The sequence below is a fragment of the Hafnia paralvei genome (genome assembly GCF_020150375.1).
Taxonomy (GTDB): domain Bacteria; phylum Pseudomonadota; class Gammaproteobacteria; order Enterobacterales; family Enterobacteriaceae; genus Hafnia; species Hafnia paralvei.
Genome location: NZ_CP083737.1, coordinates 4419918 through 4440883, shown reverse-complemented (window position 1 = coordinate 4440883; position 20966 = coordinate 4419918). Strand labels below are relative to the sequence as shown.

Genomic DNA, 20966 nt, shown 5'->3' with positions numbered 1-20966 from the left:
TGATCACACTATTTAAAAGTTGATTGGCGGTTTTTTTATAGGGAATTCAAGGGGGAATATTTCTATACCGAGGGGCCGTTTTCGCTCCGGTTTGGAATTTTCATCTCTTACTGTGCTCTAGTGGAATATTCCGTTAGCCGATCGTTTATGGAATTGCTGTGTAAGATTCCGCCCGCCTGTCCATACTGAGCTTCATTGATACATCCGTGAAGGCGTACGGGCAGAGACCACCAGCGCGTGGTCTCTGCACTCGCGCGCTTTTATCCGAGATGCTATCTCCGCTCCGGTTTGGTATCGCCCATCCAGGGCGCCCCAAACTCCGTCACGACATCCCTGTCGTGCCGGCTCTCTCTACGAATGCTTAAACTAAAAAAAACGTCCACGCTTTTTGTTTTGACGTTGACCTTTTCCGGCACGTTGTTCTTCAGCCGAAGGGAGGAATGTAGGCTAGGATTCGCCGACAGGACGTCGGCGAAAGAACGGAGGAGCCAGGATGGCGATTGCCGTTCGTTCCGTTAAAGCCAGAATGACGACATTCGGGTACCTGCGAAGCAGGCTGAAGGACGGTGCCAAGCTGGGGTGTCGGGGGGCAGCGATTGGCCCCCCGACTCGGACGCCTTCACGGGGGCAGGTAGATTTCGGTGCATTAGGCGTACGAAACATCACACCGTTCTATTTTCATTCGTTCCGTTAAAGCCGGAATGACGAGATTTGGGTACCTGCGAAGCAGCGGGCGAAATTTCCACTCAACAACTAGAGTACAAGGCCTCATCCCTACTCTCTGGCACCATAAGCGCGCAGAGTCACCCCCCGCTTTAGCCTCGACGCAGCACAAAAACAAAAACGCCCGCAAAGCGGGCGCTGAAAACTAAACTTAAGAAAGATGAAGTTTACTAAGACTTAATCTTCATCTTCGTCACGCAATGGAACAATCAGCATGTCGATGTGTACGGTGTTGATCAACTGGCGAGCAGAAGACATCAGCTTACTCCAGAAATCCTGATGGTGGCCGCACAGTACCAAGTCCATATCGTATTTCTTAATCGCATCCACCAGTACCTGACCCAAATCACCGCTCCCGCTCAGGGTTTCCGTAATTGGATAGCCTGCGTTCTGAGACAGCTCGGTCAGGGCGTGGTGAGTTTCGTCAGAAATACGTTTCTGCATGTCGCCCAGATTCACGTCAATTAGGCCGGTGTACAGGTCAGAATAGTTAACATCCACGTGAATCAGAGAAACTTTAGCGTCATAAGGGCGCGCCATAGATACTGCTTTCTCAACCAAGATGTTACTTTCTGGGGAAAGGTCTACAGCAACCAGAATGTGTTTATAAGCCATAAGTTTACTCCTTCCATAAAGCCGGTTAACGGGGTAGCAGGCATTGGGTGTCGCTACCTGGCTTCTCTTGCATGCCTGCATGTTAGCATCGTTCAGATTGCGAGGGTGTCGTCCTGCTCACACTCACAATGCAAATTTCTTAACATATTGCTTTTAACTACTGTTTTACTCTTTTACGCTAAGGCTGCACATACTTTCAGCTGAAAAGGTTCACTTTAAATGCAAAAACACGTTAAGTGAGGAAAAAAACACCAATTCAGGCCGTTAAAGAAAAGAGCATTTTTGCCAGCAGCTAAAAAAAGTAGACCCGTTTTTTATAAGGATAGCGCGGTTGTAAAGCAAGAGCTGATTATCTTAGGAGGAAAAATTTTCACCTTTTTTTGCTTTTGTTATTCGCTTTCTCTCTATTTCGCCGTTTTTTTATAGGAATTAATAGCGAAGCTAAATCATTAGCTAGCGCATTCTGCGTTTCATCATAAAATCAGCAAAATTAATTTTGTGATCTTGATACCGTTTCTCCGTTCTTTTCCTAAACTGATTAATGAGGCAGTGCCGCGTAGCGTGATTTGTTATTGTGCTACTAGCCTTTTGCCTACCTTGATAATAAACATCGTGGTTTAGCCTGACGAAACTGTCGGGCTAAGGTTGTCTGGCGAGTAATAGACAAGGCACCGTTATCTCACAGTTCTCATTATTTGCTGGAGAGGATGCCGGGAGGAGATCATGATTAATACCGTCGCGCTTTTTTGGGCATTGTTTCTTGTGTGCGTGATTAACATGCTGCGTTATTACTCCTCGCTACGCGCGCTACTGGTTGTTCTACGCAGTTGTGATCCGCTGCTTTATCAATATGTTGATGGTGGCGGATTCTTTACGTCTCATGGACAGCCTAGTAAGCAAGTGCGCTTAGTGCGTTATATTCAGGCTCAGCGCTACCTCGATCACCATGATGATGAGTTTATTCGCCGCTGTGAGCGTTTGCGTCGCCAGTTTGTTTTAACCAGCGGACTGTGTGGCCTCGTCGTGGTATGTCTGTGCGCTATGGCGATTTGGTATTAGTAGCCAATTGATATTAATGAAATTATGGCACCTTCGTTCTGGCGAGGGTGCAGATAAGCACTACGCGTGAAATGCAGTATCAGCATGTTGCAAAAAGGTAAAACTGAAAATAATGATTGCAGAGACGATGTGCATTGATTAATTTGAAACGGTATTCAATTTTAGGACATCCTAACGTGCACACAGTTAACCTCCAACTCAGCCTCCTTCTTCTCCTTATCAGCTAGGTGGCCTGCACGCATCCATATTAAACAAGGCCGCCGGAAGGGCGGCCTTGTTGTCTCTAGCACCCTCCGGCACCATTTTCTTAACACCGGAGTTTCAACATGACGTTCAGCATTATCCCCTCCCTGCGGAGGTCTGCATGAGCCAGCAATGGTCATCTCGGATTGGACATATCTTAGCCGCAGCAGGTTCGGCAATTGGCATTGGTGCTATCTGGAAGTTTCCCTACGTTTCTGCCACCAATGGCGGCGGTGCATTCCTGATTGTTTTCTTGGTGTTCAGCTTTACTCTGGGACTGGCCGTATTCATGGCTGAGACACTGCTGGGCAGTCATACGCGCGAAGGCGTGGTCAAGGCCTTCAAACAGCTGGCGGGGCGCCATTGGGGCTGGGTAGGCGTTCTGGGCGTGACGTGTTCATGGTGCATCTTCAGTTTCTATAGCGTGGTGGGGGGCTGGACGGTGGGCTACACGTTCATGGCGGGAGCAGGCAAACTGAACATTACGGACTCCAGCCAGTTGAATTCGTTGTTTACTGATTTTATAAGCAATCCTTACCTGCCGGTTATCACTCATTTATTGTTTGCGGCCTTGACGTGCTATGTGGTGTTGGGCGGTGTGCAGCGCGGCGTTGAGAAAGCGGTTAAGGTCATGATGCCTTTGTTATTCTTGATTATGCTGGTGCTGATTGTCGTGGGGATGACATTGCCGGGCTCCAGTGCGGGTCTGAAGATGTTCCTGTATCCAGACTTTAGCCATCTGACGGGGAAAAGCGTGCTGGATGCGTTGGGGCTGGCTTTCTTCTCTCTGTCCATTGGTTTAGGGATTCATGTTACCTATGGCGCATATCTGCCAGATAGCCGAGGCATTGGGCGCTCTAGTGTTTGGGTCGTCACATTGTCGTGTCTGGTTTGTGTGTTGGCGGGGCTGATGATTTTCCCTGCATTAAGCTCAGCCGGATTAGATCCTGCTGCGGGTCCGGGGCTGACCTTCATGACCATGCCCGTTTTCTTTGCTCATCTGCCGGGGGGAAGTATTCTGGCGGTGGCTTTCTTCTTGTTGCTGTTAGTTGCAGCGCTGTCCTCGTCGATATCGTTGTTAGAGAATATCGTGGCCTTTGCCCAAGGACGCTGGGGCTGGTCACGCCGTAACGCGAGCCTGATTATTACCGCAAGTATTATGCTAGCGGGGATCCCTGTGACCTTGTCCTTTGGCGAATTAAGCGGTTTTACGCTGGCTGGAAAAACGCTGTTTGATGTGTTGGATTTCTTGACGTCGAATCTGATGATGCCGTTGTTCGGTATTATTATCTGCCTGGTCTTTGGCTGGTCGCCACGTGCTGCGACGCTGGTACCGCAGGATATCTCTCCTTTTTGGCGAGCATGTCTGCGCATTACCTGGCGTTACATTGGCCCGCTGTTTATCGGTATTATTCTGATTAGAGGCCTAATGTAAGTCAAAAAAAAGCCCGTTTATTAAACGGGCTTTTTAATCGTTTTAACGAGCTTTAGACTACGAAAGTCAGGGCTAGCCAGTACAGACCACCGGAAAGAACAATCGCTACCGGAAGGGTTAGAACCCATGCCAACAGAATGCTCTTAATGGTTTTACTCTGAACACCGCCGCCGTCCACGATCATGGTACCCGCAACCGCAGAAGAGAGCACCTGAGTGGTTGAAACCGGCATACCGGTATAGCTTGCTACACCGATGGAGATGGCGGCCGTCATCTGCGCGGAAACGCCTTGCGCATAGGTCATGCCTTTCTTACCAATCTTCTCACCGATAGTCGTCGCCACACGACGCCAGCCAATCATGGTCCCCAGAGACAGGGCCAAAGCAACGGCAACGATAATCCACATCGGTGCGTACTCAACGGTCTCCAGCAGATCTTTACGCAGATCGTTCAGGAAGCGCTTATCCTGAGCATCTGTTTCAGGCAGCTTAGCCACTTTACCTGCGGTATCTGCAACACACATCAGTAAACGACGCATTTGATTACGTTGATCGACGCTTAGCTCATCATAACGTTGCAGGTTATTCAGCAAAGCTTTGCTGTGGTCGATAGCAATCAGCGCACGAGAAGAATCACAATGGAAATCATTGTTACCGGTGGTTGGTGCCACTGGCTGATGCTCTTCAATACCAACGATATGTGGTAGGGCTTCCTGATGCTTCTGGTAATACTGTTCCAGATGCGTGATCGCATCACGGGTACGGGTGATGTCATAGCCAGTGGCGTCCATGTTAACCACAAAGCCGGCCGGAGCCACACCAATTAATACCAGCATCAACAGACCGATGCCTTTCTGACCATCGTTAGCACCGTGAGAGAAACTCACGCCAACCGCCGACAGAATCAGGGCAATACGCGTCCAGAATGGTGGTTTGCGTTTGCCATCAATCTTTTCACGTTCAGCAGGTGTCATATGGATGCGGCGACGTTTTTTCGTTCCGCTCCAATAGCGACGCAGTGCAAATACCATCAGACCAGCCAGTACTAGGCCGATCAGTGGGGACAAAATCAACGATAAGAAGATTTCTATCATCTTCGGAATGTTGAGAGCATCCACCACGGAAGTGTTGGTCATCAGTGCGTTAGTCAGTGCAATACCGATAATCGCGCCGATTAGCGTATGAGAACTGGATGCCGGCAGACCAAAATACCAGGTGCCGAGGTTCCAGATAATCGCCGCTAAAAGCAGAGAGAACATCATTGCTAGACCGTGAGTCGATCCCACGTTCAACAGCAAATCTGTTGGAAGGAGGTGCACAATTGCGTAGGCGACGCTGAGGCCACCCAACATCACACCTAAGAAGTTGAAAATACCCGACATAACGACCGCAATCTGCGAACGAAGTGCACGAGTATAGATAACTGTTGCGACTGCGTTTGCTGTGTCATGGAAACCATTGATGGCTTCATAAAACAGAACAAACAGCAGTGCCAGGACTAACATGAGGCCAGTGTGAAAATCCAGCCCTGCAAATAGATGTAGCATAAGCGTTACGCCAGTTAGTGGTCATGAACGCGGCGCATTATCTGCGAGAACGCGTGCTGGGGAAAAGCAAAATATGACGTTTTTTTGATTTATTCACGCAGTTAATAGATACATATCTCGGATTAGTCCTATCATTTCAGTATGTTGTATGAATATTTCGAGATAAATTTTTTCTCGCGCTGGCGATGAGGATTTACCCCGTTTACAATCCACCGCCGTGAGTCTGGGTTTGTTTTGCCGTTTATTACCAGAGTAGCTCATATTAGAAAAATCGGTATTAGCGTTCGTGGTTGCATTTAGAACCACGAAATAAGAGGTTATGTGTGGAAAATTTTGATGTAGTGATCGTCGGCGCTGGTGCCGCGGGGTTGTTTTGTGCGGCTCAAGCAGGGCAACTCGGTCAGCGCGTTCTCGTCGTTGATAACGGCAAAAAGGCAGGGCGAAAAATCCTGATGTCGGGCGGCGGTCGCTGTAATTTTACGAATATGTATGCCGAACCCGCGGCATATTTATCGCAGAACCCACACTTCTGCAAATCGGCTCTGGCTCGCTATACCCAATGGGATTTTATTGAGCTGGTGAGTCGTTACCAGATTGCTTATCACGAGAAAACGTTGGGGCAGTTGTTTTGCGATGATTCCGCTGAACAGATCGTGGATATGCTGCTTAAAGAGTGCGAGCTAGGGCAGGTTACTCTTCGTTTGCGCAGCGAAATCTTGAGCGTTGAGCGTTTAGACAGCGGAGAATTTTCGCTTCAGCTTAACGGTGAACAGGTGAACTGCCGATCTTTGGTGATCGCGAGCGGTGGTTTGTCGATGCCTGGATTGGGCGCGACGCCTTTCGGCTACAAGATTGCTGAGCAGTTCGGCCTGAACGTGCTGCCGACTCGTGCGGGTTTGGTTCCGTTTACACTGCATAAGCCACTATTGGATCATCTGCAAACGCTGTCTGGCGTAGCGGTTCCATCGGTAGTCACCGCTGAATCAGGCACCAGTTTCCGCGAGAGTATTCTGTTTACCCATCGTGGCCTCTCGGGTCCAGCGATCCTCCAGCTTTCTAGCTACTGGCAAGCCGGTGAGAAAGTGACAATCAACCTGCTACCGGATTGCGATCTGGCCGCTTTCTTGGACGCGGAGCGCACTGAGCACCCAAATCAAAGCCTAAAAAATACGCTAGCAAAACAACTACCGAAGCGTTTGGTTGAATGTTTACAAACGCTGGGGCAAATTCCTGACGTCACGCTTAAACAGCTGAATGCTCCACAGCAGGTACAGATAGTTGAAACATTACAAGAATGGCAGGTCGTGCCGAATGGCACCGAAGGCTATCGTACCGCAGAAGTGACGCTGGGCGGCGTTGATACCCACGAGCTTTCCTCGAAAACCATGCAGGCACATAAAGTGCCGGGGCTGTTTTTCATTGGCGAAGTGGTTGATGTGACGGGCTGGCTCGGTGGCTATAATTTCCAATGGGCATGGAGTTCCGCTTGGGCCTGTGCGCAAGCGGTGGCGAATGTGTGACATTGAGACTTCCGTTCCAGACCGGAGCGGAGTCAGGCTACCTTTATTATCCTTTCAACCAAGCCTGTCCTTCGGCTTTCATTGTGGTTTCTAAATGACTGCCCTTGGTGGCAAATTCACGCTCTACCGGAAAACCGCTTTTCTCAAGTAAATAGGCAAGCGGCGCGTAGGCAATCGGATATTTGTTAGCACAGGCAGTATCGATGTCGATAATTCCTTGAGGGAAATTAAACGAACCAAAATCGTAAATTGCCTGACGGCGGGTAATTTTCCATACACCGTTACGTTTTTCTACCCAATCGTAAAAACGATTATGGACGGTCGCGCCGAGTCTCATCTGCGCATTTTCGATCACAATCATGGCGTTAGTTTCTGCGATGGCTTTATCACCGTGAAATTCAATCATCGGTGAGCTGATGAGATGTTTGGTCACCAGCGCTGAGCCGCCCATGCGCTGCGAGCCTTTTACGAAATCAGTAAACAACCCTTCAAACCAGGTGACCTCAATGGTGCCATCTGTATGGAATAGCTCTAGCATTTTGTCCCATTCGGCGAGATCGCGGTGCATCCAACCCGTCATTAAATCGGCAATTATCAAACGGTCTTCCCAAAATGCTTGCATAGCGGCTTTCCTTAAGTTGTGAGCAGTGGCTTGGCCTAACACGAGAATATAATGCCGCAAGGTTTGTTGAGTATGCGAGAAGTGCCGAAGGGAAGAAATTGAAAAAGAGAATGTGAGTAATAAGCGATATTGCAGTTAAAAAGCTGCGACATCACTGCCGCAGCTTAGAGAGTAAATAGAAGTGCTAATTTAGAACCACTGCCCGAAGCGACGAATGTAGAAGCGCTTCATCAGTTGAGTAACAACGCAATAGCTGAACAGCGTACCCACTAACCATGGGAAATACTGCCATGGCAACGGCTGCAAACCAACCCAAGTGCCGAGCGGTGAGAAGGGAATATAAATACCCAGCGCCATAATTAGCCCCGTTGTTAGCATTACCGGCAGCGCCGCAGTGCTTTGAATAAACGGGATTTTTTGAGTACGCAGCATATGCACAACGAGTGTTTGTGACAGTAGCCCTTCAATAAACCAGCCAGACTGGAACAATGCCTGATGTTCGATGCTATTGGCAGCAAACACAAACCACATAATGGCGTAGGTCGTGATGTCAAAAATAGAAGACGTTGGCCCAATCCATAACATGAAACGTCCAATATTTTTTGCATCCCATTTACGTGGTTTACGCAGGAATTCTTTGTCCATTTTATCCCACGGCAAAGAGAGCTGTGAGATGTCGTACATCAGGTTTTGCAGCAACAGCTGAATCGCCAACATTGGCAAGAATGGGATAAAGGCACTTGCCACCAAAACGGAGAACACGTTGCCGAAGTTGGAGCTAGCGGTCATGTTCAGGTATTTAATGATATTGCCGAAGGTTTCTCGTCCGGTGATCACACCTTCTTCCAGCACCATCAGATCTTTTTCCAGCAGGATAATATCGGCTGACTCTTTCGCGATATCAGTGCCCGTATCGACTGAGATACCGACGTCGGCATCGCGCAGCGCTGGTGCATCATTGATACCATCACCGAGGAAGCCAACGGTATGGTCGTTGCCCTGCAGCGCTTTAAGTACGCGAGATTTTTGCAGCGGCGTGAGCTTGGCAAAGACGGTACGCTGCTCCGCTAACAGTGATAGTTGCGCGTCGCTCATTCCTTCAATTTCGCTGCCTAGCAAGGGTTCACCAGGTTCTAAGCCCACATCACGGCAAATTTTGCTGGTGATGATTGGGTTATCACCGGTCAACACTTTGACCATGACGCCATTTTCGCGCAGCGCAGTGATCGCTTCTGCGGCAGATGCCTTTGGTGGATCGAGGAACGTCAGTAATCCGCAGATGACCAAATCGCGTTCATCGCTGTTGCTGAGTGGGAATACGCAACCATCGATACCCAAATCACGAGTTCCCACCATGAGCACGCGGAAGCCTTGTTCGTTGTAGTGGGTTGCTAACTGCAGCAGCTCGGCACGCGCCTTCTCATCGAGCGGTAAAATATTGCCGTCATCGCTGATATGGGTGGCGATAGCCAGCATTTCTTCAACGGCACCTTTGCAAATCAGCGTGTGGCGGCGATGCTCGTCGCTGACCACAATAGATAGACGACGACGAATGAAATCGAAAGGCAGCTCATCAATCTTGCTAAAGCGCGCCATTGCTTCAACTTCAGGACGCGCGCGGCCGAAGCGAATCACCGCTTTATCCATCAGATTTTTCATGCCGCTTTGGTGATAGCTATTCAGCCACGCCAGTTGAAGCACCTCTTTATTCTCGCGCCCATTGATGTCTATATGGTGTTCGAGAATGATACGGTCCTGAGTCAGCGTACCGGTTTTATCGGTGCACAGGACGTCCATTGCGCCGAAATTCTGGATGGCGTTCAAACGCTTAACCACGACTTTGCGGCGAGACATCGCGATCGCACCTTTGGCAAGGTTTGAGCTTACGATCATCGGCAGCATTTCAGGGGTCAAGCCCACGGCAACCGCTAAAGCAAACAGTGCGGCATCGGCCCAATCACCTTTGGTGAAGCCGTTGATCAGGAGAACGACTGGCACCATCACTAGCATGAAGCGAATTAACAGCCAGCTTACGCTGTTTACCCCACGGTCAAACGAGGTTTGCGAACGAGTGCCGACGATAGATTTTGCCAGTGAACCAAAGTAGGTTTTTGCCCCCGTAGCGACCACGACCGCTTTGGCGGTGCCGCTGGCCACGTTTGTTCCCATCAGACAGATGTTGGATAACTCCAGCAGATCGCCTTCACTGCTACCAGTGTCGCAGGATTTTTGACTAACGCTGGCGGTGACGTCGTATTTCTCAATCGGGATCGCCTCGCCGGTTAGCACGGCTTGGCTGATAAACAGATCGCGAGATTCGATCAATTTAACGTCGGCTGGAACCATATCTCCTGCGGAGAGCAGAATGATATCGCCCGGTACCAAGTCTTGCAGAGGGATCTCTTTGCATTCGGTTTTTGCTGCTGGATGAGCTCGGCGTAGAACGGTGGCGGTGGTTCTCACCATGGATTTCAACGCATCGGCGGCTTTATTAGTGCGAAACTCCTGCCAGAAGCGCAGTAATCCACTCAAAGACACCATGATTAAAATGATGATCACCCCGATGAGATCTGTTTCTTCACCGCGTTGTAGCGGCAGCCAATAGTCGGTGAAGAAACTGATCGCAGCAAGCACCATCAGTACAAAGATAAATGGATTATTAAACGCACTGATTAGCTGCACCAAAGCCGGCGGCACTTTTTCATGAGCTACCTGATTGGGACCTGTTTCCAGCAGGCGTTCGCGTGCGTCTTCCTCTTCTAATCCATTGAGGTTAGAGGAAAGATTAGACAAAGTTGCATCTAGGCTGACCACAGATTCTTCTGCAATCAGATAGGTGGCTTTCTTGTTATTTTTGCGGCTGCGTTTTTCAGCAGTTTGTTCGATCATCTGGGCCATAACACAATACTCATCGCTAATTTTAGCGTGCAGAAACCCGCCCCAAAATGAGGAGTTTTCTTTCGCTAAATGTCTTAGTTAGCCTAAGGCTAAAAGTATGCGTTGCAGATTAGGGACGGATTTAACTCACGTCAGCCCGTGCAACGCGGATAACGTTGCTTCTGGGGTGCTCGTCCATATTGGCTCCTTACGCCTCACGGCGAGATACGGTTGGTACTGGAAATGATTACGCTCGTTGCTTATCGCGTTCATCACTCTAAATGATGGGCACTGATAAGCCCTCCTGTCGTAGGTCACAGCGACAAGAAAACAGGGTGCGAGAAAATCGGCGACGTTAAACGTTACCTATTACTCACATCGTTAGGCTTTGCCTGGAGGAAATAGAGCGCGAGTGTAAATTTGCATGATAACTGTCCGCATACAGTCCTCTCGGTATAATCACCGACGAGGCACTTTTTAGTGGGTCTGCAACAGTTCTTGATGTGAGAAGTGATGCTGCCCGCCGAGTCCGGCAAGCAAAACATCTGAGGAGATGGTCAGCTTGCCAGTGTTATGTCACTACTGAGTTGATTACTACTCTGACTTTCCAATGAAGGAATCTCCGTTGATTAACTGCCGAAACTATAAGCCCGGTTGCGTAGTGTGTAAAGGTTCATTTGCTAAACCAATAGTCAACGCAAGTTATTTTGCTGCCACCTGCAATCAGGCATAAAAGGGGAGAATGGATCTGTTTTTTGCAAAAATTGATCGTGATTACACTCTGGTGTTTTATGTAAAACAGCGTTTTTAGAGATGACCCCAAAAATGTACACCCTGAACAAAAAAGGGACGATTTGTAGGGGGGAACGCCACCGGAGGTGCCGCACTGCGTAGTTAATTATATGTAAAATATGATGTTTTTATATTTTACATTCATGGGTTGAATTTCTAGAACATCTGAAATGACCTGATCTTTCGAATGAAATAACATTTAATTAACACCTTATTCACTTTGTGGGTATGGGAATCTTCTGACCACTCTGTTAGTCTTTTTCTTACTTTTCACCCACATTATTCAAAGGTTGAGCTAAATAGAATTAAGACATAAACAATAAATCATTTGCTTAAACTGCTATTTTCTTCTCGTCTGTGAGGAGGATTTTTACTACGCGAAAGCATTTAAATTTGTATTTGTCCTATGCGGATGAAGGGGATGCATACAGTTTTTTATTGTAGTCTCCACATTATTTTTAATATTTAGTTTTCTCAGATGGATAATGAGGTCTAGGTTTTTACTCCAGAGTGGGGCGCGTCACTCTGTAGTAGAAACCCAATAGCCCGTTTTTATTCTAGCGACTAGAAAAACAGGGATTTAGATTTAATAAAATCGTCAAGTGAAAATAACGATAATAGTCATTATAGATAAAAGGATAGAATCAATGAATAAGACAATATTACCTATCGCATTCATCGCGGGCTGTTTTGTTTCCTCTTCAGCAATGGCAATCAGTGCGAATACTATTACTTTCCAAGGTGAAGTTACCGCTCAAACGTGTTCGGTGTCTATTAATGGAAATGATGCTAGCCCGATTGTTTTATTGCCTACGGTAGCAGCGACAGAATTGGCTAATCCAGGTGATGTTGCTGGCCAGACAGTATTTACGCTGGGCGTTACTGGCTGCACTAAAAATGATGCAGCAGACACCAACATTAAAACCGTTTTTGTCGGAAATAACGTGACTAATAGCGGTAATTTAGGGAATACCGGTGGCGCTGGAAACGTTGAATTACAGATTTTGAAAAGCACCCAAGACACCGCGGGTATTAACTTAACGAGTCCACAAAGTGTTGATGGCTTGGTTCTGAAACAAGGCGATACCGAAGCGACGCATGACTTTGCCGTGCAGTATTACGCTACGGCAGCAGCTACTGCTGGCACCGTAGCGGGTTCATTACAGTACGCGATTTCTTACCAGTAATTGATGTAGGCCGGTACGCCGGCCTACTTATTGTTTAGGAACAACAATATGTTATTTGTTAGGAATGTTATTGCAGGATGCACTTTTGCACTTCTTTGGATTGTGGCTGCACAGGCAAGCGTAGTCATGACAGGGAACCGGGTTATCTATCCCGCGCAAAACAAGGAGGTGAACATTCAACTGACGAACCATGATGATTTTCCTAATGTGATTCAGGTGTGGATGGACAGCGGCAATGAAGATTCAACACCTGATACTGGACAAGCCCCATTCATCATTACGCCGCCGTTTTTTAAAATGGCCGCTAAAGCCGGTCAAACAGTACGGTTGATGTTCTCAGGTGGGGAATTACCCCAAGATCGAGAATCCATTTTTTACCTTAATTTTTTGCAGATCCCACCCAGAGAAGCAAAAAGCAGCAGTAATCAAATGCTGATCATGTTGCGTAATAGAGTAAAGGTGTTTTATCGCCCCGCCGGAATAGCAACATCGCCAGCGGATATTGCTCAGAATGTAAAACCAAAAATAATTCAGCAAGGAAATTCTTACGTACTGGAAGTAAATAATAATAGTGGTTACTACCTCTCCATTTCTGGAGCAAGTATTCTATCTGAAAATAAGGTTGCTCAGCTCGGTAGTAGAATGATTGCTCCGTTTAGTACGGAAAGGTGGCCTCTTAGTCATAGGTTCTCAAATTCCGCATTGACTATTAATTATATAAATGATCAAGGGGCGAAAATAACACAGCGTTACCAGTTGTGATCGTATCCTTCTGCGCCTCATGGAATGAGAGGGTGTTTTAATGAATCATCGCAAAATAGCCTCATGGGTGACCTATGCCCTATTTCCAATGAGCGTTTGTTCATGGGCTGCAGAAAATAGCCAATACACCTTTGATGAGTCTCTGTTCCTTGGTGGTGATTTTGGCAAAGGTTTAAAGCGTTTTAACGCTGATAATAATACCCCTGCGGGAAAGTATTCAGTGGATATTTATCTCAATGGTCGTTTTATACAGCGTGACAGCGTGGATTTTGTTAACAACTCAGCTCAAAAAGAGAGCGAACCTTGTCTGAGTCGCGAGTTTTACGTCCAATCGGGTGTAAATGAAAGTGCATTGCCGCAGGGTGATGAGTTGGCTAAGAGCCAGTGCAAAAGCCCTGAAGCCTTAGTCAAGGGAGCCAGTTGGTCGTTTGATCAACCGCGCTTACGATTGGATTTGTATATTCCTCAAGCGCTATTAACTCGCTCTCCGCGTGATGCTGTGCCTGTTGAAAGCTGGGATGCTGGGGAGTCGCTGATGTTTCTCAACTACAGCACTAACTATTATCAAAGCCGATACCGTTCGGGTTCTGGAGGCACCAGCCAGTATGGTTTTCTTGGGCTAAAGTCGGGTATCAATCTGGGGCTGTGGCAGCTGCGTCAGCAATCTTCGGCAACCTATAGCCAATCACCAAGCCGTTCTCGCTATCAATGGCAGTCGCTACAAACCTATATGCAAAGGCCGATTGCGGCTCTGGATAGCAACCTAATGATCGGCCAAAGTTACAGCGGCGGATCGCTGTTTGGCAGTATGGCGTATAACGGCGTCAAGCTTGAAACCGATCAGCGCATGTGGCCGCAGTCTCGCCGTGGCTATGCGCCTGAGATTCGGGGTACGGCTCAAACCAATGCCCGTGTCGTGGTGAGCCAAAACGGTCGCACGATTTATGAAACCAACGTTCCGCAGGGGCCGTTTGTTATTGACGATCTCAGTAGCACTCACTATGAGGGTGACCTAAAGGTCGAAATTATTGAAGCGGATGGTCGGAGTTCAACGTTCACCGTGCCATTTTCTGCCGTACCCGATTCAATGCGTCCTGGCGTAAGCCGTTATAACGCGGTTGTTGGGCGTGCGCGTGACTATGGCGATACACAAAATCTGTTTGGCGATTTTACCTATGAGCGTGGTATTTCCAATAGTTTTACGGGAAACCTTGGTTTGCGTATTGCTGACGATTATCAGGCGATTTTAGCCGGTGGCGTATGGAGTCATTGGCTAGGTGCCTTTGGTCTTAATACCACGTGGTCACATGCCCAAATTGATGATAATCAAAGCCAATCAGGCTGGCGAGTGCAGGCATCTTATAGCCGTACATTCGACTATACCGGAACTAACGTGGCCTTAGCTGGATACCGCTATTCAACGGAAGGTTATCGTGAATTGAGTGATGTGCTGGGTGAAAGAGCTAGCAAAAAGCACGGCTCTAATAATGTATTCAAATCGGACACCCTAAATCAGCGTAACCAATTTACAGCGATGATCAACCAGTCGTTAGGAGATTATGGGAGCCTGTATTTATCCGGTTCGGTGATGGATTACTACGATAATCAATCGCGTAACACGCAACTCCAAGTGGGCTATTCCAACAGTTGGAAGAACATCAGTTATAACTTGGCAATTAGTCGCCAGCAGTCGGTATACCGCAATCAGATAGATATGGATGGCTCAGAGCAAGGGCGCAGCCGTAGCTATTTAGGAAATACTGAGAATTTGATTACGTTAACTTTCTCAATCCCATTGTCGTTTGGCGGACGGGACAACTATATATCCACGTCACTGAGCCATGCTGACAGCTCAGGTAATTCAGGGCAAACGTCGGTATCAGGTATGTTAGACGACGCAGGAACATTGAATTATTCCGTGTATGCGGGATATCAGCAAAATCGAGAAAGTCAGGCCGGTAGCACTAAAAATTGGGGCGCGAATCTGCAAAAAAACTCAGCGTTCGGCACGCTTAACGGGAGTTACTCAGCATCCAGTGATTACACTCAGTGGGGCGTTGGTGGGCGTGGTGCTGCGGTTATTCACCGCGGAGGGATCACACTTGGCCCATACCTGAGTGAAACGTTTGGACTGGTTGAAGCAAAAGGCGCGAAGGGAGCATTAGTTAAAAATGGACAAGGTGCGCGTATTGATAGCAACGGCTACGCCATCGTTCCTTCGCTAACGCCATACCGATATAACACGATCAGTCTTGATCCTAAGGGGATCAATAAGCACACGGAGCTCAAAAGTACTCAAAGCCGAGTTATTCCTTATGCTGGCGCCGCAGTGAAAGCATCTTTCGATACCCTGAGCGGTTATGGCGTGCTAATCAAGGCCAAAATCAACGGTACAGAAGCCCTGCCGATGGGGGCTAGCGTGCTCGACGATCAGAATAATGTGGTGGGAATGTCTGGCCAAGCCAGCCTAATTTATGCTCGTGTGCGTGAACGACAGGGAATACTGACGGTTAAGTGGGGGGATAGCCCTCAAGAAATGTGCCGTGTGAGTTATGTATTACCAGAATCTTCAGAGCAGCAGGAGCTCGTTTCTGTCGCTGGGCAATGTGTTGTTCATTAAGGGGAATGATATGTTCGGGATAAAAGTCAGGGCAGGGATGATATCCACGTTTTTCCTGCTGATGATGTCTTCATCCGCCATTGCACAATGCACAAAAATTACGGCTCAATCACAACTGAGCAGTACCAACGATGGCGTAGGCGCTCTATGGTATGGCAGTTTGGACTATAACAACGGATCTCTAGGGCTGCCGAGCGTTGTGGATATCAGCACGAGCAATGACTTCCAGCCCGACGGGACGTTATTGGCATCCAGTGTTGCTCCCTTCACCTCCTATGCGGTTAATTCGGGATACGTGAGCGAACAGGTGCTATTTCGCTGTGATGCCGCAGACGCTGGTAAGGTTTATGAGGTTTATGCGACCAACGGCGATGCGGTGTATGCGGGGATGTATGATGACGGCAGTATCACTGGTGTTGCTCCGAAAGCCTATGCCACCTATGTGCGTAATATTGCTATTCGTTTTACTAATATGGAAACCGGTGAGTTTTACGACAAAATCTGGAAATCTCGCCCACTTACTGGGCTCGATACGGATAGCCAAGGAAGATTACTGGTTAAAGCAAAGAATTTCAGTGCAGTACAAACCGAGATATTTCGTTTGAACTACGCCCGCTCCGGTACGAATAATGCGGCCAGCTACTTATACGCTTATACCCAGCCAAATGCCTATATTGCGTTTCGTGGGCCAGGGATTACTGGACCTGCCGACGGCGCTGACTCTCAAACCAGTTTCCCAGGGTGGTATGGAACGTGGCCTGCGTCGATAGGGTTATATAACTATGTGACGTTCCGACGAGGAGCGACCTGCAAAGTGAGTAACTTTACTCCGGTAGTCACTTTACCCGCGATTAATATTAGCGCTTTACAGGCCGGCGAGGTCAGTCAGTCACCGTTTACATTGGACTTTCAGTGCCAGTCGGCAGCAACCTCGGGATTGAAAACAGGACAAATTGCCTTGGGATTTTTGGCTCCGCCTGCGAGTGTTGCCGCTGCGACCAAATATGGTTTGATTACCTCTGGGGCAGCTAACTATTTGTTAGATGAACAGTACGGTGCGGCTGGTCATGCGCGAGGAGTTGGGGTGAAAATTTATCGCAGCAACCAGCCAATGCAGTTTTTGACGACAGATACGACGAAAACAACGGGCTGGTCACCGATTCTGGGTGGCGACCAAACATTGGTGGATTCAAATACGGCTCAAGGGATCAACAGCTACACCGAAACGTTTATGGCACAGTTAGAGAAGTTCGGTGGTGATGAACTAACGGCAGGGAGCTATCAAGCGCATGCGCAGATTCTTATCCGTATTCAGTAGTTTTATCGGTGGCGTATTTTTCATCCTGCTAGCCTCCGAGAGCACACAGGCCGCCGTCAACGCGGAAGCTACTCGAGTGGTGTTTAACGATGGAGAAACTGAGGCATCTTTACAGCTTGTGAATAAAAATAGTTACCCTGTGGTGGTGCAGGCTTGGTCTGATAATGGCGATCCGCAGTCGACTCCGGATAAAAGTACTTCACCAATCTTGGTTTTACCTGCGGTATTCAAATTACAACCTGAAGAGATGAAAAGCCTACGTTTGATGGTGATAGATAGCACATTGCCAAAAGAGCGAGAGTCGATGTATTGGCTGAATATCTATGAGATTCCACCGCGTATGTCTGGTGAATCTACACAAAAAGTGACCATAGCGCTGCGCACACAGATGAAGCTTTTTTTACGCCCATCGGGGATCTCGCACCTACAAGAGTCGGTAGGAAATAAAATTAGGTTTCAGCGACAAAACGGTGTCCTCAATATTGAAAATCCAACGCAGTATTATCTGAGCATTATTGGTGTGACAATACGTAATATTCCTTTGGATATAGGAGTATTACCGCCAAAGAGCCACCGTCAGATTCCATTACCTCCAACGCTTAATACTATGAATGAGACAATATCATTTTCACTCATTAACGATGAAGGTAATTCTTGGGATTACACCCGAGCGATTAAGTAGTCATTTAAGTGATAATTAGGCATATTTGTATCACAAAAATGAAGCGTCAATTCGCTGATAGCATTCTATATCGATTTTTCATCACTAGGATTAATCTCTAAACAGTACAAAACAAAAGCGAAGTACAGCCCCATATATTCCTCAGCGAGAGTGATGAACGAATCATGTAACGTCAGCGTCATATTTTCATGTGGTGTCATCAGAGATTTCTTGGCCGCGGCATCAACAATTCTCCTTAAATGTGTACGCGAAACAGAAGTTTCTTTGGCAATTTGGCTGTAGGAAATAGTTGTTGCGACTCCGGGATTTTCCTTTTGTTTTAATGCTTCAAGGTAAAGACGGATGAAGATCATATGTCCCGCATCTTTCAATAAAAAAATCTGAGAGTCAGGAAGAATGTTGCTCACAATAACTTCATTAAAGAACAGTTCAGCACAGCGGATAAAGAATTTTTCTAATCCCTCATAGCTATCCAAATGGTTTTTTTCTAACCGATAATTAGGTAGCAATTCAGGAAAAATGGCGAGTGAGTTAGCCAAATAACGCCGAGTTTCGTTTAACCCTTTTTCTGTGGGGTTAAACAACAGAATCCGCTTGTCTTTTTCGCTTTTGAATACATTTAATCTTCCGCCAACTCTTAGGAAAAACATCAATGATTCTAAGCTGTTATGACTTCCTAGTCCGTGGTTAACACAATAGTTCTTTACATCAGATAATGTAGGGGATTTTTGAGTGAAATAAAAGCATAGAACGGTAATCGCAATATTAAAGCGAGTATCCTTAAACATCGTTTTATAAAACAATGGATGTGTTTTACACATTGATAACATTAAGTCATAGTGCTTTTCAACACATTTTCTGAAATTGGGTAGCTTTTGTATGTGTGAGCTATAAAGAAATAGTTCTTTTTCTAAATTGTTTTTTTTCATATTTTTCTTTGTAAGGTGAATAGGTAATACCGAAATATGGGTATTTAATCCCATAAGCATAAAGGTGTTTTTTAGTACTCCAGAATCATTATATATAGATTGACCATAATGTCATGATACTAATCCACTATGCTAATTGTATAACCTATAATTATATTGATCTGCAAATGACAATAAATCGATTTATTGAGCTTGTATAATGGCAATTATTTGGTTTATATCACTAATAATTACCAGTGTGTTAGATAATAATTCTATTGATTTGTGATTAAATAGAAACAAAACATACCAGAAATGTTCATGTATTTATAACAAATTAGAGTGATATAGTTTTCTTGAGAGTCCTGCTATTTATTTTCTATAAGAATTTATACATGGAATTGCAAATTTATAGAATAATTTGAAATCCGTTTTTTCCTCATTTAATTTTTCTTGGGAATAAAATGTTAAGAGTTGCATTGGTTGAAACTTCATATGTTGATGCGATGGGAATATACAGTTGTCTAAAAGGTATCAAGGTAAAATGTCAACTATTCGACTTATGTTCTCAGTTTATCAGTGAGCAAAGGCTAAAACCTTTTGATGCCTTAATCATTGAGATAGTTCCTTTTGAATATGGGTTATCGGGTGCGTTGGATACACTTCAATTATTGAAAGTGTCATTTCCTAATCTGCCGGTGATCGTATTGACTCGTTCAGAAGATCCTTATGTTTTATCTAGGGTTATGTCCTATAAAACTTATACTCTTTTGTCGAAACAAGAGCCGCTTTCTGTACTACGTGAGGCGATTATGCATCACCTCTTCTCGGGCGCTGTTGTGCGTAGTGACGCAATAAGACGTTTTCTAGAGAAGAGTATGGGGCAGGATAGTGTACAGATTACTCGCAGCGAAGAGAGAGTGATGAGTTGTCTGCAGCAGGGCCAAAGTATCGGAGAGATTGCACGCAGATTAAAGGTGAGTGAAAAAACCATCAGTGGGCATAAGCGCAGCGCTATGCGTAAGCTTGGGCTAACGAATCACGCCAATTTCTGCCGTTATTTGGTTAGCCATAAAGCGGTGTTAGTGGGTGAGCGTACGTAAGCGTGCCATATGAAAAACATCAACATACTGCCCGTCGCGATAAGCATAGCCGCGACTGGTTCCTTCAATTTCAAAGCCAAATTTTTTATACAATGCGATGGCTCCCGCATTATCGGTATATACCGTAAGCTCAATGCGTTTTAAATCGAGCCATTTATCGGCCAACTCTACCATTGCCGTCATGAGTTTACGGCCCACGCCTTGCCCCTGAAAATCATAGTGAACGCTAATTCCGAAGGTGCCGCTATGGCGCATTCGAGGGCGTTGGTAAGCTTCCAGACTAATGCATCCAACTATTCGGTCTTCACACACGGCGACGAGATGATAGTGGCCGACGGGGGTGTGAACCAGTCGTTTTTCCCAAATCTCTGTTGTGGCATATGGCAACTGCAACGTTTGTGCGTAGACCTGTGGATGCGTATGTAATTTGTGCAATTCTTCTACGTCTAGCGGTGTCGCGGCTCTAATTATAATCTCGATCATTTGTTTTTCCTGTCAATGGCTTACCTAATAACCTATTAAATATAAAGGATAAAATTTATTTTAGTAGGGTTATTAATCAATAAAAAAACACTTTACAAGTGATATTGATAATGATTATCATTGCCATGCGTTCTAGGGAAGACAGTCTTCGAGATACAGTACCGGGATAGCTCATATTCAGGTAGTGCTATCTAAGATGTCCTTTCGAGAAGGCACGACATTGCTCACATTGCTTCCAGTGTTTTTTTAGCCAGCTCGGGTGCTGGCTTTTTTTTTGCCTAAATTTTATATCTATCTCTCCGTAAAACACGATATCTACACTATAACGTTGATAAAGGGGAAAGAAGCGTGAGTACAACCAACGAAAATGTCGCTTGAGGTAGGATAAGCGCAGATAAACCCTCTACATGATGTTCAGGAGTAAGGTTACAATCATTTCCTTATACAACCTGCCATGTGAATGAAGGATAT

15 protein-coding genes are annotated in these 20966 nt (G+C 46.5%); 9 read left to right on the top strand and 6 right to left on the bottom strand.

Features of this window, described 5'->3' with window-relative positions; translation table 11 throughout:
• Positions 1–900: 900 nt before the first annotated feature.
• On the bottom strand, positions 901–1338 hold the full coding sequence (uspA, locus tag K9N75_RS20585) for a universal stress protein UspA (protein ID WP_008815546.1): 438 nt from the start codon (positions 1336–1338) through the stop codon (positions 901–903).
• A gap of 723 nt (positions 1339–2061) precedes the next feature.
• On the opposite strand from uspA, the gene uspB reads away from it, so the two are divergent.
• Positions 2062–2397 carry a universal stress protein UspB gene (gene uspB / locus K9N75_RS20580; RefSeq protein ID WP_224452060.1) on the top strand — a complete coding sequence of 112 codons (336 nt, stop codon included), beginning with the start codon at positions 2062–2064 and terminating at the stop codon, positions 2395–2397.
• Positions 2398–2761: 364 nt separating this feature from the next.
• Entirely contained in the window at positions 2762–4075 is a 1314-nt protein-coding gene (locus K9N75_RS20575; protein ID WP_008815544.1) for a sodium-dependent transporter, read from the top strand.
• 52 nt (positions 4076–4127) lie between these two features.
• Here K9N75_RS20575 and pitA read toward each other — a convergent pair whose 3' ends face one another.
• Positions 4128–5621, bottom strand: a complete 1494-nt coding sequence (pitA, locus tag K9N75_RS20570; RefSeq protein ID WP_008815543.1) for an inorganic phosphate transporter PitA — start codon at positions 5619–5621, stop codon at positions 4128–4130.
• A 323-nt stretch (positions 5622–5944) separates the two neighbouring features.
• Between pitA and K9N75_RS20565 the strand changes: the two genes are divergently transcribed.
• A complete protein-coding gene (locus tag K9N75_RS20565; protein WP_008815542.1) occupies positions 5945–7141 on the top strand; it encodes a BaiN/RdsA family NAD(P)/FAD-dependent oxidoreductase in 1197 nt (398 codons plus the stop codon).
• Between the two features lie 46 nt (positions 7142–7187).
• On the opposite strand, the gene K9N75_RS20560 is transcribed toward K9N75_RS20565, so the two are convergent.
• Together K9N75_RS20560 and mgtA are read right to left on the bottom strand one after the other, a co-directional pair.
• Positions 7188–7763: a nuclear transport factor 2 family protein gene (locus tag K9N75_RS20560; protein WP_039189241.1), complete on the bottom strand. Its 576-nt coding sequence runs from the start codon at positions 7761–7763 to the stop codon at positions 7188–7190.
• 189 nt (positions 7764–7952) lie between these two features.
• Positions 7953–10652, bottom strand: a complete 2700-nt coding sequence (gene mgtA, locus K9N75_RS20555; RefSeq protein WP_375374068.1) for a magnesium-translocating P-type ATPase — start codon at positions 10650–10652, stop codon at positions 7953–7955.
• A 1427-nt stretch (positions 10653–12079) separates the two neighbouring features.
• Between mgtA and K9N75_RS20550 the strand changes: the two genes are divergently transcribed.
• Genes K9N75_RS20550 through K9N75_RS20530 form a run of 5 tightly spaced genes read left to right on the top strand, consistent with a single transcriptional unit; the run spans position 12080 to position 18001 of the window.
• The gene (locus K9N75_RS20550; RefSeq protein WP_035502768.1) at positions 12080–12619 is read left to right on the top strand and encodes a fimbrial protein; all 540 of its coding nucleotides are present in this window, start codon (positions 12080–12082) and stop codon (positions 12617–12619) included.
• Positions 12620–12667: 48 nt separating this feature from the next.
• The gene (locus tag K9N75_RS20545) at positions 12668–13381 is read left to right on the top strand and encodes a fimbrial biogenesis chaperone (RefSeq protein ID WP_064572506.1); all 714 of its coding nucleotides are present in this window, start codon (positions 12668–12670) and stop codon (positions 13379–13381) included.
• 40 nt (positions 13382–13421) lie between these two features.
• On the top strand, positions 13422–16001 hold the full coding sequence (locus K9N75_RS20540; protein WP_064572508.1) for a fimbria/pilus outer membrane usher protein: 2580 nt from the start codon (positions 13422–13424) through the stop codon (positions 15999–16001).
• Positions 16002–16011: 10 nt separating this feature from the next.
• Positions 16012–17319 carry a fimbrial protein gene (locus K9N75_RS20535; protein ID WP_008815536.1) on the top strand — a complete coding sequence of 436 codons (1308 nt, stop codon included), beginning with the start codon at positions 16012–16014 and terminating at the stop codon, positions 17317–17319.
• Positions 17291–18001, top strand: coding sequence for a fimbrial biogenesis chaperone (locus K9N75_RS20530; protein WP_008815535.1), 711 nt, complete (start codon positions 17291–17293; stop codon positions 17999–18001). Before K9N75_RS20535 ends, K9N75_RS20530 begins: the two co-directional genes overlap by 29 nt.
• A gap of 65 nt (positions 18002–18066) precedes the next feature.
• On the opposite strand, the gene K9N75_RS20525 is transcribed toward K9N75_RS20530, so the two are convergent.
• The gene (locus K9N75_RS20525) at positions 18067–18930 is read right to left on the bottom strand and encodes a hypothetical protein (RefSeq protein WP_224452058.1); all 864 of its coding nucleotides are present in this window, start codon (positions 18928–18930) and stop codon (positions 18067–18069) included.
• Positions 18931–19373: 443 nt separating this feature from the next.
• Between K9N75_RS20525 and K9N75_RS20520 the strand changes: the two genes are divergently transcribed.
• Positions 19374–20012, top strand: coding sequence for a response regulator transcription factor (locus K9N75_RS20520; protein WP_008815533.1), 639 nt, complete (start codon positions 19374–19376; stop codon positions 20010–20012).
• Here K9N75_RS20520 and K9N75_RS20515 read toward each other — a convergent pair.
• Positions 19992–20495: a GNAT family N-acetyltransferase gene (locus K9N75_RS20515; RefSeq protein WP_064572514.1), complete on the bottom strand. Its 504-nt coding sequence runs from the start codon at positions 20493–20495 to the stop codon at positions 19992–19994. The genes K9N75_RS20520 and K9N75_RS20515 overlap by 21 nt on opposite strands.
• Positions 20496–20966 lie beyond the last annotated feature (471 nt).

Bases quoted from the DNA above. Each gene is read 5' to 3' on its own strand.
- K9N75_RS20515 (WP_064572514.1), bottom strand. From the start codon at position 20,495: ATGATCGAGATTATAATTAGAGCCGCGACACCGCTAGACGTAGAAGAA.
- mgtA (WP_375374068.1), bottom strand. From the start codon at position 10,652: ATGATCGAACAAACTGCTGAAAAACGCAGCCGCAAAAATAACAAGAAA.
- K9N75_RS20550 (WP_035502768.1), top strand. From the start codon at position 12,080: ATGAATAAGACAATATTACCTATCGCATTCATCGCGGGCTGTTTTGTT.
- K9N75_RS20535 (WP_008815536.1), top strand. From the start codon at position 16,012: ATGTTCGGGATAAAAGTCAGGGCAGGGATGATATCCACGTTTTTCCTG.
- uspA (WP_008815546.1), bottom strand. From the start codon at position 1,338: ATGGCTTATAAACACATTCTGGTTGCTGTAGACCTTTCCCCAGAAAGT.
- K9N75_RS20575 (WP_008815544.1), top strand. From the start codon at position 2,762: ATGAGCCAGCAATGGTCATCTCGGATTGGACATATCTTAGCCGCAGCA.
- K9N75_RS20530 (WP_008815535.1), top strand. From the start codon at position 17,291: ATGCGCAGATTCTTATCCGTATTCAGTAGTTTTATCGGTGGCGTATTT.
- K9N75_RS20560 (WP_039189241.1), bottom strand. From the start codon at position 7,763: ATGCAAGCATTTTGGGAAGACCGTTTGATAATTGCCGATTTAATGACG.
- K9N75_RS20525 (WP_224452058.1), bottom strand. From the start codon at position 18,930: ATGAAAAAAAACAATTTAGAAAAAGAACTATTTCTTTATAGCTCACAC.
- uspB (WP_224452060.1), top strand. From the start codon at position 2,062: ATGATTAATACCGTCGCGCTTTTTTGGGCATTGTTTCTTGTGTGCGTG.
- K9N75_RS20545 (WP_064572506.1), top strand. From the start codon at position 12,668: ATGTTATTTGTTAGGAATGTTATTGCAGGATGCACTTTTGCACTTCTT.
- pitA (WP_008815543.1), bottom strand. From the start codon at position 5,621: ATGCTACATCTATTTGCAGGGCTGGATTTTCACACTGGCCTCATGTTA.
- K9N75_RS20520 (WP_008815533.1), top strand. From the start codon at position 19,374: ATGTTAAGAGTTGCATTGGTTGAAACTTCATATGTTGATGCGATGGGA.
- K9N75_RS20540 (WP_064572508.1), top strand. From the start codon at position 13,422: ATGAATCATCGCAAAATAGCCTCATGGGTGACCTATGCCCTATTTCCA.